This is a genomic window from Novosphingobium sp. FW305-C-111 (genome assembly GCF_058783565.1).
On the sequence record NZ_JBYSYP010000014.1, the window covers coordinates 96,344 to 110,943 of the forward strand.

13 protein-coding genes and 1 tRNA gene are annotated in these 14,600 nt (G+C 72.1%); 9 read left to right on the forward strand and 5 right to left on the reverse strand.

All coding sequences use genetic code 11. The features are described from left to right. Positions 1–50: 50 nt before the first annotated feature. From AC3WLD_RS15565 to AC3WLD_RS15590, 6 genes are all read left to right on the forward strand, one after another. Positions 51–1,292: a CoA transferase gene (locus tag AC3WLD_RS15565; RefSeq protein WP_492557886.1), complete on the forward strand. Its 1,242-nt coding sequence runs from the start codon at positions 51–53 to the stop codon at positions 1,290–1,292. Positions 1,293–1,406: 114 nt separating this feature from the next. Continuing rightward, positions 1,407–2,444 (forward strand): hypothetical protein, encoded by a 1,038-nt coding sequence (locus AC3WLD_RS15570; protein WP_492557887.1) that lies wholly within the window; start codon positions 1,407–1,409, stop codon positions 2,442–2,444. A gap of 60 nt (positions 2,445–2,504) precedes the next feature. Continuing rightward, entirely contained in the window at positions 2,505–3,608 is a 1,104-nt protein-coding gene (locus tag AC3WLD_RS15575; RefSeq protein ID WP_492557888.1) for a DUF1611 domain-containing protein, read from the forward strand. A 4-nt stretch (positions 3,609–3,612) separates the two neighbouring features. Continuing rightward, a complete protein-coding gene (locus tag AC3WLD_RS15580) occupies positions 3,613–5,115 on the forward strand; it encodes an ABC transporter transmembrane domain-containing protein (protein WP_492557889.1) in 1,503 nt (500 codons plus the stop codon). After that, positions 5,112–5,918 carry a hypothetical protein gene (locus tag AC3WLD_RS15585; protein WP_492557890.1) on the forward strand — a complete coding sequence of 269 codons (807 nt, stop codon included), beginning with the start codon at positions 5,112–5,114 and terminating at the stop codon, positions 5,916–5,918. The genes AC3WLD_RS15580 and AC3WLD_RS15585 overlap by 4 nt, the downstream gene beginning before the upstream one ends. Further along, positions 5,915–7,078: an OprO/OprP family phosphate-selective porin gene (locus tag AC3WLD_RS15590; protein WP_492557891.1), complete on the forward strand. Its 1,164-nt coding sequence runs from the start codon at positions 5,915–5,917 to the stop codon at positions 7,076–7,078. Before AC3WLD_RS15585 ends, AC3WLD_RS15590 begins: the two co-directional genes overlap by 4 nt. A 33-nt stretch (positions 7,079–7,111) precedes the next feature. On the opposite strand, the gene AC3WLD_RS15595 is transcribed toward AC3WLD_RS15590, so the two are convergent. Then, the gene (locus AC3WLD_RS15595; RefSeq protein WP_492557892.1) at positions 7,112–7,819 is read right to left on the reverse strand and encodes an anti-sigma factor family protein; all 708 of its coding nucleotides are present in this window, start codon (positions 7,817–7,819) and stop codon (positions 7,112–7,114) included. Then, positions 7,816–8,340 carry an RNA polymerase sigma factor gene (locus AC3WLD_RS15600; protein WP_492557893.1) on the reverse strand — a complete coding sequence of 175 codons (525 nt, stop codon included), beginning with the start codon at positions 8,338–8,340 and terminating at the stop codon, positions 7,816–7,818. Before AC3WLD_RS15600 ends, AC3WLD_RS15595 begins: the two co-directional genes overlap by 4 nt. 117 nt (positions 8,341–8,457) lie before the next feature. Between AC3WLD_RS15600 and AC3WLD_RS15605 the strand changes: the two genes are divergently transcribed. Both AC3WLD_RS15605 and AC3WLD_RS15610 read left to right on the forward strand, forming a co-directional pair. Beyond that, positions 8,458–9,924 carry a S8 family serine peptidase gene (locus AC3WLD_RS15605; RefSeq protein ID WP_492557894.1) on the forward strand — a complete coding sequence of 489 codons (1,467 nt, stop codon included), beginning with the start codon at positions 8,458–8,460 and terminating at the stop codon, positions 9,922–9,924. A gap of 33 nt (positions 9,925–9,957) precedes the next feature. Then, positions 9,958–10,515, forward strand: a complete 558-nt coding sequence (locus AC3WLD_RS15610) for a pseudouridine synthase (protein WP_492557895.1) — start codon at positions 9,958–9,960, stop codon at positions 10,513–10,515. A gap of 6 nt (positions 10,516–10,521) precedes the next feature. Here the strand turns inward: AC3WLD_RS15610 and AC3WLD_RS15615 are convergent. The 3 genes from AC3WLD_RS15615 to AC3WLD_RS15625 form a co-directional block, all read right to left on the reverse strand. Next, positions 10,522–10,597 (reverse strand) — tRNA-Ile (locus AC3WLD_RS15615). 43 nt (positions 10,598–10,640) lie between these two features. Then, a complete protein-coding gene (locus AC3WLD_RS15620; protein WP_492557896.1) occupies positions 10,641–11,645 on the reverse strand; it encodes a polysaccharide deacetylase family protein in 1,005 nt (334 codons plus the stop codon). A 37-nt stretch (positions 11,646–11,682) separates the two neighbouring features. Next, positions 11,683–13,371: a sensor histidine kinase gene (locus tag AC3WLD_RS15625; RefSeq protein WP_492557897.1), complete on the reverse strand. Its 1,689-nt coding sequence runs from the start codon at positions 13,369–13,371 to the stop codon at positions 11,683–11,685. Between the two features lie 236 nt (positions 13,372–13,607). Here AC3WLD_RS15625 and AC3WLD_RS15630 point away from each other — a divergent pair, with 236 nt between their 5' ends. Further along, positions 13,608–14,075, forward strand: coding sequence for an Lrp/AsnC family transcriptional regulator (locus AC3WLD_RS15630; protein ID WP_492557898.1), 468 nt, complete (start codon positions 13,608–13,610; stop codon positions 14,073–14,075). The last annotated feature ends 525 nt before the right edge of the window (positions 14,076–14,600 follow it).

Below are 14,600 nucleotides of genomic sequence, written 5' to 3' on the forward strand. Positions count from 1 at the left end.
GAGGCAAGCGCCTCTTTCCCCCCGGCCCGCGCTGCGGCAAGGATGCAGCGATGGCACAGCCGCCGCTTCTCCCCTGGACCGCCCTGCCCGAGGCGCTGGCCCGGCATTGCTGCAAGGCTGGCCTGACGATTGCGGTCCCGGCCGGGCCGGAACACCCCGCGCTTGCTTGGCGGCGCAGCGGATTGCTGGACGTGACGGGCCGGGCGGACGCGCCCGGTCTTGTCGCGCCGGCGGCGCTGACCGTGCTGGCCGATGCAGCTCTTGCGGCGCTCGGCGCGGCCCGCGGACAGGCGTTCCATTTCAGCGGCGCGCTCCTGCTGGGCGAGCGGGCGCGGCTCATCGGCCTGCGCCGGCAAGGCAGCACGTCGCCCAACGGAAGCTGCCGCCTGCTGCCCGCGCTGGATGGGACGATCGCGCTCAACCTGCCGCGCGCTGGCGATCTCGACCTTGCCGGTGCACTGGTCGGCGAGAGGGTTGCCGGGTGGGAAGACGTCGCCGCCGGCGTAGCGGCGCACACCGTCGCCGACCTGCTCGAGCGCGGGCGCCTGCTCGGTCTTGCTATCGCCGCTGTCGCCCCGCCGCCGCCCGATCCGTCGCCGTTTACGATCAGGGATGCAGGAGTCCGCGGCCGTGCGCCCGACCGTCCGCCGCTGGTCGTCGACCTCTCCGCGCTGTGGGCCGGGCCGCTCGCCGGGAGCCTGCTGGCGCTCGCCGGGGCCGAGGTGGTCAAGGTCGAGAGCACCCGCCGCCCCGACGGGGCGCGCTTCGGCCATGCCGGGTTTTACGCGCTGCTCAACCGCGACAAGCGGGACCTCTCGCTCGACCTGTCCGCACCCGGCGGCCAAGCGGCGCTGCGCGACCTCGTCGGGCGCGCCGATATCGTCATCGAAGCCTCGCGCCCGCGAGCGCTGCGCGCCATGGGCGTCGTCGCCGAAGACTTCTTCGCACGCGGCCGCACCTGGCTGTCGATCACCGGCCACGGCCGCGAGGGCGATGCGGCCGAGGCCATCGGCTTCGGCGACGATGCCGCAGTCGCCGGCGGTCTCGCATGGCGGATGGCGCGGGCGTGGGGCGAGCCGCTGTTCGCCGGAGACGCAATCGCCGATCCGCTGACCGGCCTGCTCGGCGCGCTGCTCGCGTGGCGGTCGTGGCAGGAGGGCGGAGGGCGGCTGATCGACCTCGCGCTGTCGCGCAGCGTGGCCTTCGCCTGCGGCTTCGGGACGCAAGACGTGGGGCGATGGCAGGACCTGGCCCTGGCCGACGCAATGCCGCTCTACCCCCTGCGAACCTGACCCCCGATGGAATAACCCGCTCGCACCGTCGTTATCCACTTTGGACGCAGGGCGTCTTGCCGGCCGGGCGGGGCTCGTCCAATCTGGCATCGGATGGGTTCGAGGGGTTTGGACATGGACAATCGTTGGCTTTGCGCCGCCGCAATCCTCATTGCGGGGGCCGCGACCGCGCCTGCCGCATGGGCGCAGGATGCGACCGACAAGGATCCGGGCGTTTTGCGCGCCAGCACCGGGGTCAACTATTCGCGCGGCGATTACGGGGAAGTCACCGATACCGAGGTCGTCTCGGTCCCGGTCGCGGTCAAGTATCGCCGCGGCGGCTTCAGCATCCGGGTGTCGGTGCCCTATGTCACGCTGACCGGCCCCGGCAGCCTGCTCGACACGCCGCAAGGGCGCGATGCCGGCTTCGGTGACGATACCTCGGGCGGCGGGTCCGAAAGCGGCGACGACAACGGCGGGTCGAACTCCTCCGGGTCGAGCAGCGGGACGTCGGGTTCCTCAGGATCTTCTGGATCGGGCTCTTCCGGTTCCGGCTCGGGCGGGTCCGACGGCGGGCATTCGGGCGGAAGCGACGATTCCGGCGGCGGCAGCAGCGGCAGCAGCGGCTCGGGCGGAACCGCCTCCGCCGGCGGGGACGTCCTCCCGGTGCCGGTGCCCGGCGCATCGGGACGGCGCAGCGGGATCGGCGATGTCGCGGTGACGGTGGGCTATTCGCTGCCGCTTGCCGGCACGACTTACCTGGACCTTTCGGGACGGCTCAAGGTCCCCACCGCCTCGCGGGCCAAGCGGCTCGGCACCGGCAAGGTCGACGTGACGCTGGGCGCGGACCTCGTCCAGGACGTCGGCGCGGCGACGGTCTATGCCGGGGCCCGGCGCAAGTTCATCGGCCAGCCGACCGGGCAGCCGCTGCGCGACACCTGGGGCGCGGGCGCCGGCGTCAGCTACCGCCTGCCCGGCGGGACCATCGTCGGCGCGGATTACGACTGGCAGCAGTCGGCCACGGCCGGCCGCGGACCGAGCAGCGAGGCGAGCGCGTTCGTCAACTTCGGCCTCTCGCGCACCGCCCGGCTGCAGGTTTTCGCCAGCACCGGCTTCACCCGCAACAGCGCCGATTTCGCGGGCGGGCTCACTCTGAGCGTCAGGCTGAACTGACGATGGAATAAGCGCGGCTTCCCATCGTTCTCCCCATGACCACGGAGTTTGGGGAGAACGATGGTGTTCCACGATACGCGCGCTTTTGCCGAAACCTTCGCACCCGCCGCCCGCGCCGCCGACCATGCCGGGGAGCCGCTGTCCCGCGCGCGGCTGGAGCGGGCCAAGCGCGCGTTCGCGACGCGCCGGGCCGACCTTGGCGGGCGGTTGCGCCTGCTCCGCGAAGGCGTACCGCAGGCCGGCGACCTCGTGCTCGCTCGGGTCGAGACGCTTGGCCACCACCAGAAGCTGGAATCGCCCGAGGGCCGCCGCGTCCAGCTCTACCCGGGTGACGAGATCGTCGTCGCGTTCGGGGCGCGCTATGCCCCCGACCAGTTCGAGGCGGTCGTCCCGGCAAGCCTCGACGCCTGCGACCTCGTTGCCGGTGGCGGCATCGCGGCAGAGGTCGTCGCGCGCCATGCCAAGGTGCGGCGGGCGACGCGGATCCAGCCTCTCGGACTGATCGCCGACGCGTCCGGACTTCCGCACAACCTGTCTGCCAACGCCCTGCCGGCCCGCGCCGCGCCGGCCGATCGCCCGCGGGTGATCGCGGTTGCCGGGACCTCGATGAACGCGGGCAAGACCACCACGGTCGCCGGGCTGGTCCACGGCCTGACCCGCGCCGGGCTGCGGGTCGCGGCGGCCAAGCTCACCGGCACCGGCTCGGGCGGTGACCTGTGGTCGATGCGCGACGCGGGCGCGGCCAGCGTCCTCGACTTCACCGACATGGGCCACGCCACCACCGCCGGTCTGCCGCTGGGCGAACTGGAGCGGGTGGCGGTGTCGCTCGTCGCGCACAGCAGCGCGCCGGGGATCGACGTCGTGGTGGTCGAGATCGCCGACGGCGTGCTCCAGGCGGACACCGCCGGACTGCTCGCCTCGCCCCGGTTCCGCGGGGTGATCGATGCCGCGCTGTTCGCCGCCGGCGATGCGCTCGGCGCGGTCGGCGGGCGAGAGTGGCTGGTCCGGCAGGGCCATACGGTGGTCGGCATTTCCGGCCTGGTCAGCGCCTCGCCGCTGGCCCTGCGCGAGGCCGAGGCGGCGTCGGGCTGCCGGGTGCTGACGCTGGCCGAGCTGCGCGATCCGCTGGTCGCGCCGAAGATCGCTTTCGCCGGATCGGATTGAGGGCATGGGCGGGGCATTCCACGGCGTGCCGCGGCGATTGCTGGCGCTGTTCGCGGCGCTGGCGCTGCTGCAACTCGCGGCGGCGGTGGCGACCGTGCAGCTGCTTCACCGGAGCGGCGGAGCGATCGGGCTGGCGGCTGCCATGCTCGCCGCGTTCGCGCTCGAGGTCGCGCTGCGGCGGACGGGCGAGCAGGTCGGCCTGGTCCATGTCGCCGCCGTGCGCGAGGACCTCTACCGGCACCTCCTCTCCGCCGACGTCGACCTCGTGCGCCGCCGCCGCCACGGGGCGATGCTGCAGAGCTTCGTCGGCGACATGACCGCGCTGCGACAGTGGGTCAGCGAAGGAATGATGCGCGCCGGCCTCGCGGTCATTTCGGGATTTGCGCTGACCGGATGGCTGGCGGTGCAGTCACCGGGCGCCGCGCTTGCTGCGGGCGGTGTCATGGCGGTGTGCGCCGCCGCGATCTTCATGCTGCGCCCGATGCTGCGCCGCCGCGTTGCGCTGGTGCGCAAGCGGCGCGGCGCGGTCGCGGCGCTGGCATCGGACCGGCTCGCGGCCACCGCGACGGTGCAGGCCGCCGGGCGGATCGAGAGCGAGGTCGCATTGCTGCGGCGGCGGGTCGCGAAGCTCACCGCGGCGAGCCTGCCGCGCGCGACGATCACCGGCGTGCTGCGCGCGCTGCCGCATCTCGCGACCACGGCGATGCTGGCAAGCGCGGTGCTGGGCGAGGGCGGGGCCGGGGCCCTGGTCGTCGCCGGCCTGCTCGGCCTTGCGCTGCGCGACCTGGCGCGCGCGGTCGAGCTGGAGGTGCCGGGGCGGATATCGCGGGCGCGGATCGCAAGGCTGATGGCGGTGCCGATGCGGCCCGCACCGCCGCTCGCCGAGCGCGTTCCCGGCGAGCGGGGCGTGCTGGTGCTGGACGGGGTGACGCTGGGCGCGGCGCGGCTCGGCGGGCGGTTCGCCCCCGGTGCGGTCGTGCTGGTCGAAGGCGAACCGGGCGACCGGCGCGCGCTGTTCCGCGCTCTCGCCGGGCTCGCTGCGCCCGATCGCGGCGCGATCCGGCTCGACGGCCTCGATACCCGCGCGCTCCCCCCGTCGCGGCGGCGGAGCCGGATCGGCTGGGCCAGTGGGGAACTGCCGCCGCTTGCGGGCAACGTCGCGCAGAACCTGCGCTACCGCCTGTCGCGCGCGGAGCGCGGGCGCGTCGCCGCATTGGGCGCGGAGTGGGACCTCGATCCGCAGGCCCGCCACGGCGATGCTGCGCGTATCGGCCTCGTCCGGGCGCTCGCCGGCGATCCCGCGCTGCTGCTGCTCGACCTGACCGAAGCCGCGCTGACGGAGGGCGACATCGCGCGGCTGGCGGCGCGGATCGGGCGGTGGCCGGGGGTGGTCGTCCTCGCCTCGGGCCACCCGCTGCTCCGGGCCTGCGCCACCGATACGCTGCAGATGGGAACTCGCCGAAAAGCCACGGTCGTCCGCCTTCCGGTTGCCGGAGCAAGGCCATGAACGCGCTGCCCCTCAACCTCGGCGCGATCGAAGGCGGGGTGCGGCGGATTGCCTGCCTGCGCTGCGCCGCCGACCCGCGCCTCGAATATTACGCATGGGTGCCCCGGCACATGGAACCGGGCGCCGAGCCGCTGGTGCTGGTCCACGGCATCTCGCGCAATGCCGCCGAGCTGATCGCGCGGTTCGTGCCCGATGCGCGACTCCACGGCCGTCCGCTGATCGCGCCGATCTTCGGCGAGCGCGAGTTCGCCCGTTACCAGCTGCTCGGCCAGTCGCCGCTCGGCATGACCGCCGACGCGGCGCTGATCGCCATGCTGGAGGACGCCGCAAGCCGGTTCGGTACGGCGACTGCGGCCGCGCTGTTCGGCTTTTCCGGGGGGGCGCAGTTCGTCCACCGCTTTGCGCTTGCCCACCCCCGGCGGACGAGTGCCTGCGTCCCCGTTTCGGCAGGCTGGTTCTGCTGGCCCGATCCGGACCTGCGCTGGCCGCTCGGCTGGAAGGGCGGGCCGGTCTCGCCGGACCGAGAGGCGATCGCCGCCGTGCCGTTCCACGTCCTCGTCGGCGCGCGCGACACCGTCCGCGACGAGGCGCTGCGCCGCGATCCCGTGATCGATGCGCTGCAAGGCGAGACCCGCCGCACCCGCGCCCGCGCCTGGCACAAGGCGATGCGCCGCGCCGGGCTGAATGCGCGCGGCAGCCACGCCGTGCTCCCCCGGACCCGCCACAGCTTCTCGAGCGCGGTGCGCGCCGGGCTGGTGGCTGCGGTCTTCGAACGACTTGGACAGGAAGGGAATGAACCATGAGGACCACGATTGCCCTGGCGCTGATCGCGCTGGGAACCACCGCCACACCCGCGCTGGCCGGGGACGGAGTGAAGCTCGACGACAAGGGCGTGACGGTGGAAACCGGCGACCTCGAGCTGAATCTGGGCGGGCGGCTCCACCTCGACGCAGCGGTCTTCGACGATCCGGTGACCGGCGACGACGGCGTGACCGACGCCCGCGTGCGCCGCGCCCGGCTCGAACTGTCGGGCCGCATCGGCACGGTGCTGCGCTTCCGCGTCGACCGCGAGTTCGCCGGGGCGGCCAAGGGCTGGCGCAATGTCTGGGCCAGCGCCGAGCCGGTGGACGGGCTCGAGATCAAGGGCGGCAACATGGTGGTGCCGTTCAGCGGCGAGGACCTGCAGAGCTCGAACAGCCTGCCGTTCGCGGAACGCTCGCTGGCCTCGTCGCTGACGCCGGGGCTGGGGCTGGGCGGCTCGGCGACCTCGAGCGGCAAGCACTGGTCGCTGGCCGCCGGCTATTACACCGACGCGCTCGATAACGAGGACGGCCAGTCAGCCGAGCGCGGCAAGGGCTTCGTGGTGCGCGGCAGCTTTGCGCCGGTGAACCGCAAGGACAGCACTGCCTATCTCGCCGTGGCAGCCGAGCGGCGGACCTTCGATGCGGTGGAGACGATGCGCTTTTCCGCCGATCCCGGCAGTGCGCTCGCCCCCGCTCTGATGTCGAGCGGGGGGCTCGCCGGGATCGACCACGCCTGGGCCTTCAGCGGCGAGGCGGGGGTGCGGTTCGGGTCGGTCATGGTCCAGGCGCAGGCGGTTTCGCTCTCGCTCGACCGGCCGCTGCTCGGCGATCTCGATTTCAACGGCCAGACCGTCACCGCCGCGTGGCTGATCACCGGCGAGCGTTACGGCTTTGCCGAAAAGGGCGGATACTTAAGCGGGCCGGAGCTGTCGAAGCGCGGCAGCGCGGTCGAGCTGGCGGTGCGCTACAGCCGGCTCGACCTGCGCGACGGCGCGTTCGACCGCGGGATCGGCCGCGCCGCCTCGGTCGGGGCCAACTGGTACATCGGCCGCAACCTGCGGCTCGTGGCCGACTGGACCGAATCGCGCGTCCGCTTCGCCGGCGGTTTGCCGTCGCGGCGCAACCATGTGGGCGTGATCCGCTTGCAGGCGAACTTCTGAAGAGCCCCCAGAACTCGCCTGTCGGGGCAGTCGCTAGCGCTGGCGACTGCCCCATTTTTTCGCGATGAGTGCGCGTTCGGCGGCGGCATCGACCGGGTCCCCCACGCCGAGCCGGTCATAGGCGGCTTCGAGCGCCGGATCGTCTTCGCCCGAGGCGAGGCCGAATTCGCCGGACTGCGAAGCTGCTTCCCCGCCTTGCGCCTCGACCTTCCAGCCCTCGTCCGAACGGCAGGCGAGCGCGGCGCGGCTATCCCGGCGGAACTCGCGGCACCAGCGGCCGTCGCGGCCCTTCACCGTCAGCACCGGCTCGATCCGCGAGCCGTCGGCCAGCGTCGCGACCTGGCCGGAGGGCGTCGTGTCGAGCGCCGTGCCAAGCGGGTCCGGCCCGCCGCCGCGCAGGCCGAGGAACGCGACCAGCGCAAGGCTTGCCGCCAGCGCACCGCCGATGGGCAGGGCATGGCGCCGCCACCACGGCAGGTTGTCGTTGGCGGCAAGCGGTTGCGGCCGCGCCGGTTCGGAGAGGCCCAGCCGGGCCAGCATCGCCTCGTCCACCGGCGCTTCCGCAATCGGCGCGAACGCCCCCGCGATCGCCGCGTCGTTGGCGCGCCAGTCCGCAGCGCGCTCGGCGAGCGACGGGTCGGCTTCGATCATCGCCTCGATTTCCGCGGCCTCGCCGGGCGAAAGCTCGCCGTCGAGCCAGGCGGCGAGGCGTTCCTCGATGGTGCGTTCGGTTCCGCTCACGCCGCGTCCTCCCTGCGTCCGACGACGCTTTCGATTCGTGCCCGGGCGCGGGCGATGCGGCTCATGACCGTGCCGATCGGGACGCCGCTGGCCTCGGCCGCCTCGCGGTAGCTGAGCCCCTCTATCACCACGAGCACGAACACCGCGCGCTGGTCTTCGGGCAGCGCCGCCAGCGCCTGCTCCGCGGCGGCAAGCTGGGAGCGGCTTTCGACCAGCTCGCGCCCGTCCTCGCCGGCGATGTCGAGGGCCTCGTCCACCGCCACGCTGGTGCCGCGCCGCGCCGCCGAACGGGCGGCGTCGATCCGCAGGTTCTGGGCAATGCGGAACAGCCAGCTGTCGAGCCGGGTCCCTTCCTCGAACTGGTGGGCGCGGGACAATGCGCGTTCCACGGTGGCCTGCATCAGGTCGTCTCCATCGGCAGCGCTGGCGGCGAGCGCATGGCAGAACCGGCGCAGGCGCGGCAGCGCGGCCACGAGGGCGCGGCGCATCGCCTCCGGCGGCTCTGAACCCGTGTCGCTCACCTTGTCCCCATAACGCCGCGCCTCGTCCCTTATTCCCTCCCTGCCGCAGTCGGCGTAAGGAATGCAAGGAGCGAGGGAATAGGGCGCGCCCGCTGGCGTTGTGACAGCGGCAGCCCGATGGCCGGGCGCGGGGACGGGACGATGCGGTGCATTTCGACCATGGTGGCTCTCGCATTCGCGCTGGCGAGCGTGCCGGCGCAGCCCCACGATCACGACCCCGATACCGGCTCGAAGGCGGCCGAGCGGCTCGAACGCGACCAGGCCGAAGCGGCCGAGCGCGCCGCCGAGCGTGCCGCCCGCTATGACGAGGAGCGCGCCAAGATCATGGACCGCGAGGCGCGCGAACCGGCCCGGGCGGCGGAGGATCTCGCCAAGCTCGACGCCGATATCGCCAGGGAGGACACCAAGGCCGCCGAGGACGCCGCCAGGGACGAAGCCGACTTCGAGGAAGAATCGGCCAAGGAAGCCGAGGACGCGGCGGAAGACGCTGCCGAGCTCGCCGACGACATGGATGACGCCTCAGGCCACGGCAGCAGCGCGGAAATGCGCGACCTCGCCGATGCCGAAGCCGCGGACCACGATCCCGAAGGCTTCCCCGTGCGGCGCGGCGAAGTGGTCGCGGTCGATCTGGGCGATGCTGCGTTGAGCCAGGCGCAGGGCCGCGGCTTCCGGGTGATCGAGCGTGAGCGGCTGGACGTGCTGGGCCGCGACCTCGTCCGGCTGGCAACGCCCGAGGGGATGGCGTCCGCCGACGGACTTGCCGAGCTCCGGCGGATCGCCCCGGGGGCGACGGTCGATTTCGTCCACTACTACGGCCTCAACCTCATCGCCGGGGGCAAGGGCAAGCCGGTGAAGCGCAAGGTTGCCAAGGCCGCCGCGCCCGCCGGTATCGCGATCGGGATCATCGACACCGCAGTCGGCCCGCACGAAGTGCTGGCCTCGGCGCGGATCGTGCCATGGGCGGCGGGCGTTTCTGCCGCCGCGCCGACCGACCACGGCACCGCGGTCGCCTCGCTGGCGGTGGGGCGGAGCGCCTCGACGATCTATTCCGCCAACATCTTCCGCGGCCCCGCCGACCGGCCCTACACCTCCGCCGACGTGATCGCGCAGGCGCTCGAATGGATGCTGTCGCAGGACATCCAGACCATCAACATGAGCCTTGCCGGACCGCGCAACGCGGTGCTCGACCGGCTGATCCGCGACGGGTTGGGGCAAGGGCGCTCGATCGTGGCGGCCGCGGGCAACGGCGGGCCGAGCGCGCCGCCGGCCTATCCCGCGGCGGTCTCCGGCGTGATCGCGGTGACCGCGGTCGACAAGGACGCGCGGATCTACCGCTACGCCAACCGCGGCAGGTACATCACCGTCTCCGCCCAAGGGGTCGACGTGCTGGCGGCGCGAGCGCGGGGCGGGTGGGCGCTGTTTACAGGTACTTCGTTCGCCGCCCCGCACGTCGCCGCGCTGGTCGCTGCGTGCCGCCGGGACGGCAGTTCGGGAGACACCTGCCGCCGCCGCCTGGTGGACCGCGCCAGGGATCTCGGCCCGGCCGGGTTCGACGAAACCTTCGGCTATGGGCTGGTCGAGTAGACGCGGGGCCTTCGTCCGTGGCACAGGCCGGCGATGGCCCGCCTGATCCTGCTCAACAAGCCTTACGGCGTGCTCAGCCAGTTCAGCGACAAGGGCACAGCCGGCTCGCCCCGCGCCACCCTGTCGGACTTCGTCGCGGTGCCGGGGGTCTATCCCGCCGGGCGGCTCGACCGCGACAGCGAGGGGCTGCTGCTGCTGACCGACGACGGGCGGCTGCAGGCACGGATCGCGGATCCCCGGTTCAAGCTGGCCAAGACGTACCTGGTGCAGGTGGAGGGAGAACCCGATGCGGCGGCGCTCGAGCAATTGCGGCGCGGGGTGGTGCTGAACGACGGGCCGACCCGTCCGGCCGAGGCCCGGCTCGTTCCCGACCCCGGCCTGTGGGAGCGTGACCCTCCGATCCGCGTGCGCAAGAGCGTGCCCGACAGCTGGCTCGAGCTGACCATCCGCGAAGGCCGCAACCGCCAGGTCCGCCGCATGACCGCAGCGATCGGCCACCCGACGCTGCGGTTGGTGCGCTGGCGGACCGGGCCGTGGTCGCTGGACGGGCTGGCACCGGGCGAATGGCGCGAGGTCGAGCCGAGGCTTTGAGGGGATTGGTGGGCCCGGCAGGATTCGAACCCGCGACCTAGCCGTTATGAGCGGCCAGCTCTAACCGCTGAGCTACAGGCCCACACGCGCCGCCGGGTAGAGCGGAGAGTTCCGCTTGGCAAGTATCAGACCTCGGCCGCGGCCATGATCTCGCGCACCGAGGTCGGCTTGACTCCGCGCCGGGCGAGACATTCCGCAACCGTGCGCCACCAGTCGTAAAGGCGGTCGAGATCGTCCTCGTCGCGCACGTAAGGGGTGTGCCCCGGGCGCAGCGACGGGCTGTGGAACGAGAACACCAGCACCGGCAGGCCGTCGTCGATGGCGATGTCGATGCCTTTCAGTGCTTCGTCGGCGCTGACGCCTTCGGGGGTCAGCGGGATGCGTTCGAGCAGGCCGAGCCGGGCCAGCGCGCCGCGCAGGCGGGGCACGCGCCAAAGCAGCGGATAGAGCCACGGGCCCTGCTGGCGCAGCGGACCCCAGAACACCGTGGTCAGCGGCAGTTCCATCAGCCCGTTCGCGCGGTCGATCCACCATGGCCGGACCGGATGGTCGCGGTAGTTGGGCCCGCCGTTCGAGCTGTAGTCGAAGCGCGAGCGGATGGAGGTGTCGATGGCGATCGCCGCGTCGGACAGGATCTGCGCGGTCGCCGGGCCCAGGCCATAGCGGCCGGCGCGGTAGATCTGCGGGACCGCGCCGAGGTGCCGCTCGATCGCATCGCGCAGGCGCAGGAACTTGGCCTTCTCCAGCTCGGGCGGGAGGTTGCCGGCGAACGAGTTGTGGACGTTGACCTCTTCCTCGTGCGGCGGGTTGACCCATGGGTGGAGCTGGATGCCGACCTCCGCCCGGCCGGCCTGCAGCGCCGGGCCAAGGATTTCCGCCGCCATCGGCGAGGTCGCCACCGGGTAATCGACGAGATAGGTGGGGACGATCCCCAGACCTTCGCAGAACTGCTGGAACTTGGCGAGACGGGGGATGTGGTCGAGCCCATAGCCGGTCCGCTCGAACGGCTTGGTCCAGTCGAACTCTTCCTCGGTGTCGACGGTCAGGATGAAGCGCTGGCCGAAGCCCGGCGCGAAACGGACGAAATCCGCAGGCTCTGGCTGGGCCAGGATGGACCGCCCGTTCGTCACTTTACCGATAGTCCCCTGTATCTCGGACCGCGCGGTGCTATCCGTTCGCGGTGCCCGTACCATGGCTATGGTTACCGGACCGTTCGGTCAAGCCATTGAGGATCACCCGGATTCGGCTGCCCTCGCGGGTAAACGCGCCGCCCGCCGCGCGCGCTTCCGCCGCGGCGAGGCGGAGGGCGAAGCCGCTGCCGAGCATTCCGGCGGCGGCACCGGCGCTGCGGCTGGAGTCGGGCGCGAACAGTTCGTCGTCCTCGCGCCCCGCCAGCGCGGCGGGCAGGGGGAGCGTCAGGGCATAGCCCGCGCCCTCGCGCGCCAGGTCCAGCTTGAGCCGTTCGCCCGGCTGGCATGCCGCGGCGATCACCGCGAGCACGCGCCAGATCATGCGTTCGAGGTCGAGCTCGGCCATCGTGACGGGGAGCGCGCCGTCTGGCCGCTCTGCCTTCACCCGCACCTCGCGCGGGGCGACGACGGCTTCGAGCTGCGCGACCAGCCGGCTGAACACCGCGCCGAGGTCGGTCTCGCCGGTCTCGGGGGCGAGCTGGCCGCTTTCCATCCGTACCAGCCGGTCGATGTCCTCGAACCCGGCGAGGATCCGCGCGGCGTCGGCGGTGATCGAGGCGGCGAGGCTGCGGTATTCGTGCGGGGTGGGGCCGAAGATCTGCTGCTGGATCAGCTCGGCGAAGCCCTGGACCGCGTTGACCGGCGTGCGCAGCTCGTGGAGCAGCTGTCGCAGGCGGTCGTGGCCTTCGGGCGCGGCGGGCGCGGCCTCGGCCTCGGGACGGCGCAGGCGGCCGAGATAGCCGGTGAAGCGCGCGCCCTGGTCGGCAAACAGCGGGATCGCGTCGATCCGCCATGCCCCGGCAACACTCTCCGCCCCGCCCAGTTCGAGCCGTCCGGCGCGGACCGGGGTGCGGGCGCGCACGCTGCGGAGGGTTTCCGGATCGACCCGCGCCGGCGCATCGGCGTCGAGGGTGAACGGGCGGTGGCCCCACAGTAGCGCCTGCGCCGGGCCATCGGCCCACACGACCGCGCCTTCGCCGTCGGTGCGGAAGGGGATTTCAGCGAGGCGTTTCGGCGCGGCGGGCGGTTCGTCGCCCAGCGGGAGGCGCGGGTCGGGACCGGCTTCCGCTTCGTGGCGGGCGCGGCGAAAGGCCTCGATCCGCTTGACGATCGCGCCGATGCCTTCGGGGGCAGGGCGCGGCGCGGGCGCGGCGGCCGGCGCGACAACGGTCAGCGGGACGACGTTGGGCGCGGGGGCGGCCTGCGCCTGTTCCTCGGCCTCATAGCCTTCGGGCAGGGGCAGCGCGAAATCGCCGATGCCGAAGCGCTGGAGCAGCGCGGCAACCCGCTCGCCCATGTCGCGGCGGTGGCGCAGGAAGCCGCGGGCGCGGACCGGCAGCTGGGGGATCAGGTCGAGCCAGGTGTCCTCGTCGAGCCGCGCCGCGCCGATTGCGGCGGCGGCGACGCGCGGTTCGGCCCCGGCGAGGTGGCGCACGAGGATCGCCGAGCGCAGCGCGGACAGTTCGACCACGCGGGCGCGGACCGGCTCCGGCACCATCGCCCCGAACGCGTCGAGATGAACCAGCGCGGCGTGGGCGGAATCGCTCCACTGCGCATCCGGCAGGCGGCCGAGCAGGTCGAGCAGCTGGGCATAGCGGATGCGGGCGGCCGCCGGCCCGGCTGCGGGGGTACGCAGCACGGTATCGAGGCGGTCGTCGACGATCATCGGGGCTCCAGCAAGGCGGTTCGGGCAAGCTTGCACCATGCCCGTCGCGCCGCTGTTAGCAAAGACCAGGGACCGCGACAGTAAACAGATTCGATGCGTTGCAATGTGGGACGATTGCGATAAGAGACAATAATATTAGCCCGGTGCACCGCGCCGGATACGGAATATTGCCCGGCCCGGCGGTTTCTCCTGAACCGCTCCGCCGAGGTGGGGAAGCAAGGCGAGGACTGCGAGGCATGGCAACCCTGGACGCGATCGATCGACGCCTGCTGGCCGAGCTTCAGGACGAGGGCCGTGTTACCAACGTCGAACTCGCCCAGCGCGTCGGCCTCACCGCGCCGCCGTGCCTGCGCCGCGTCCGTGCCCTCGAAGAAGCGGGGGTGATCAAGGGTTACCATGCCGATCTCGACGCCTCCAAGCTCGGCTTTGCCATCACCGTGTTCGCGCTGGTAAGCCTCAAGAGCCAGGCCGAGGAATCGCTGCGGCAGTTCGAGGACCACATGCGCGGCCTCCCCGAAGTGCGCGAGTGCCACATGCTCAACGGCGAGATCGATTTCATCCTGAAGATCGTCTCTAAGGACCTGCAGAGCTTCCAGGAATTCCTCACCAGCAAGCTTACGCCTGCGCCCAACGTGGCCAGCGTCAAGACCTCGCTGACGATCCGGACGGCGAAGCAGGTGCCGGGGGTTCCGCTGGAGGATTGACCTTCGGCGCTGTGCGTCGGTTGGTTCGCGCAAAGGCGCCAAGCGAAAGAAGGCGCAAGGGTGCTGCGCTTCCTGATCGTCACCTCGGCCTTGATCCGGGATCCCGCGCTTCGCGCTGAGTTTCTGAAAAGAAAAGAGGGTTCACGCAGAGACGCGGAGACGCGGAGATGCAGCGCCACCGGCGAAGCCGGTTTCCCGCTCACACCTTGCGCTTGCCGCAGAGCCGTATTTGGAGAGGGGCCCGTCGGCCCGGCGCGCCATCCTTGCGCCTTCTTCCCTTTCGCGCCTTTGCGCGAACCCCTTTTTCTTCTCCGCGTCTCCGCGTCTCCGCGCGAACCAACTCTCCAACACTTCGCCGAAACGGAGCAAGTTGTTGGATACATGTAGGATTTGAACTCCTAGCCCCGACGAATCGGATCGGGAGCGGGTTAGGCCGGCCCAGCCTCGCTCCTTCGCTGGAAACAGCGACGCGGCCGGCGCGGCGGCGGGTGAGAACGGGGCGCTGAACTCAAGCCCTGTACAGGC

What these genes read in the sequence shown, in the direction of transcription:
- AC3WLD_RS15565 (WP_492557886.1), top strand. Translation starts at nt 51, where the DNA reads ATGGCACAGCCGCCGCTTCTCCCCTGGACCGCCCTGCCCGAGGCGCTG.
- AC3WLD_RS15570 (WP_492557887.1), top strand. Translation starts at nt 1,407, where the DNA reads ATGGACAATCGTTGGCTTTGCGCCGCCGCAATCCTCATTGCGGGGGCC.
- AC3WLD_RS15575 (WP_492557888.1), top strand. Translation starts at nt 2,505, where the DNA reads ATGGTGTTCCACGATACGCGCGCTTTTGCCGAAACCTTCGCACCCGCC.
- AC3WLD_RS15580 (WP_492557889.1), top strand. Translation starts at nt 3,613, where the DNA reads ATGGGCGGGGCATTCCACGGCGTGCCGCGGCGATTGCTGGCGCTGTTC.
- AC3WLD_RS15585 (WP_492557890.1), top strand. Translation starts at nt 5,112, where the DNA reads ATGAACGCGCTGCCCCTCAACCTCGGCGCGATCGAAGGCGGGGTGCGG.
- AC3WLD_RS15590 (WP_492557891.1), top strand. Translation starts at nt 5,915, where the DNA reads ATGAGGACCACGATTGCCCTGGCGCTGATCGCGCTGGGAACCACCGCC.
- AC3WLD_RS15605 (WP_492557894.1), top strand. Translation starts at nt 8,458, where the DNA reads ATGGCCGGGCGCGGGGACGGGACGATGCGGTGCATTTCGACCATGGTG.
- AC3WLD_RS15610 (WP_492557895.1), top strand. Translation starts at nt 9,958, where the DNA reads ATGGCCCGCCTGATCCTGCTCAACAAGCCTTACGGCGTGCTCAGCCAG.
- AC3WLD_RS15625 (WP_492557897.1), bottom strand. Translation starts at nt 13,371, where the DNA reads ATGATCGTCGACGACCGCCTCGATACCGTGCTGCGTACCCCCGCAGCC.
- AC3WLD_RS15630 (WP_492557898.1), top strand. Translation starts at nt 13,608, where the DNA reads ATGGCAACCCTGGACGCGATCGATCGACGCCTGCTGGCCGAGCTTCAG.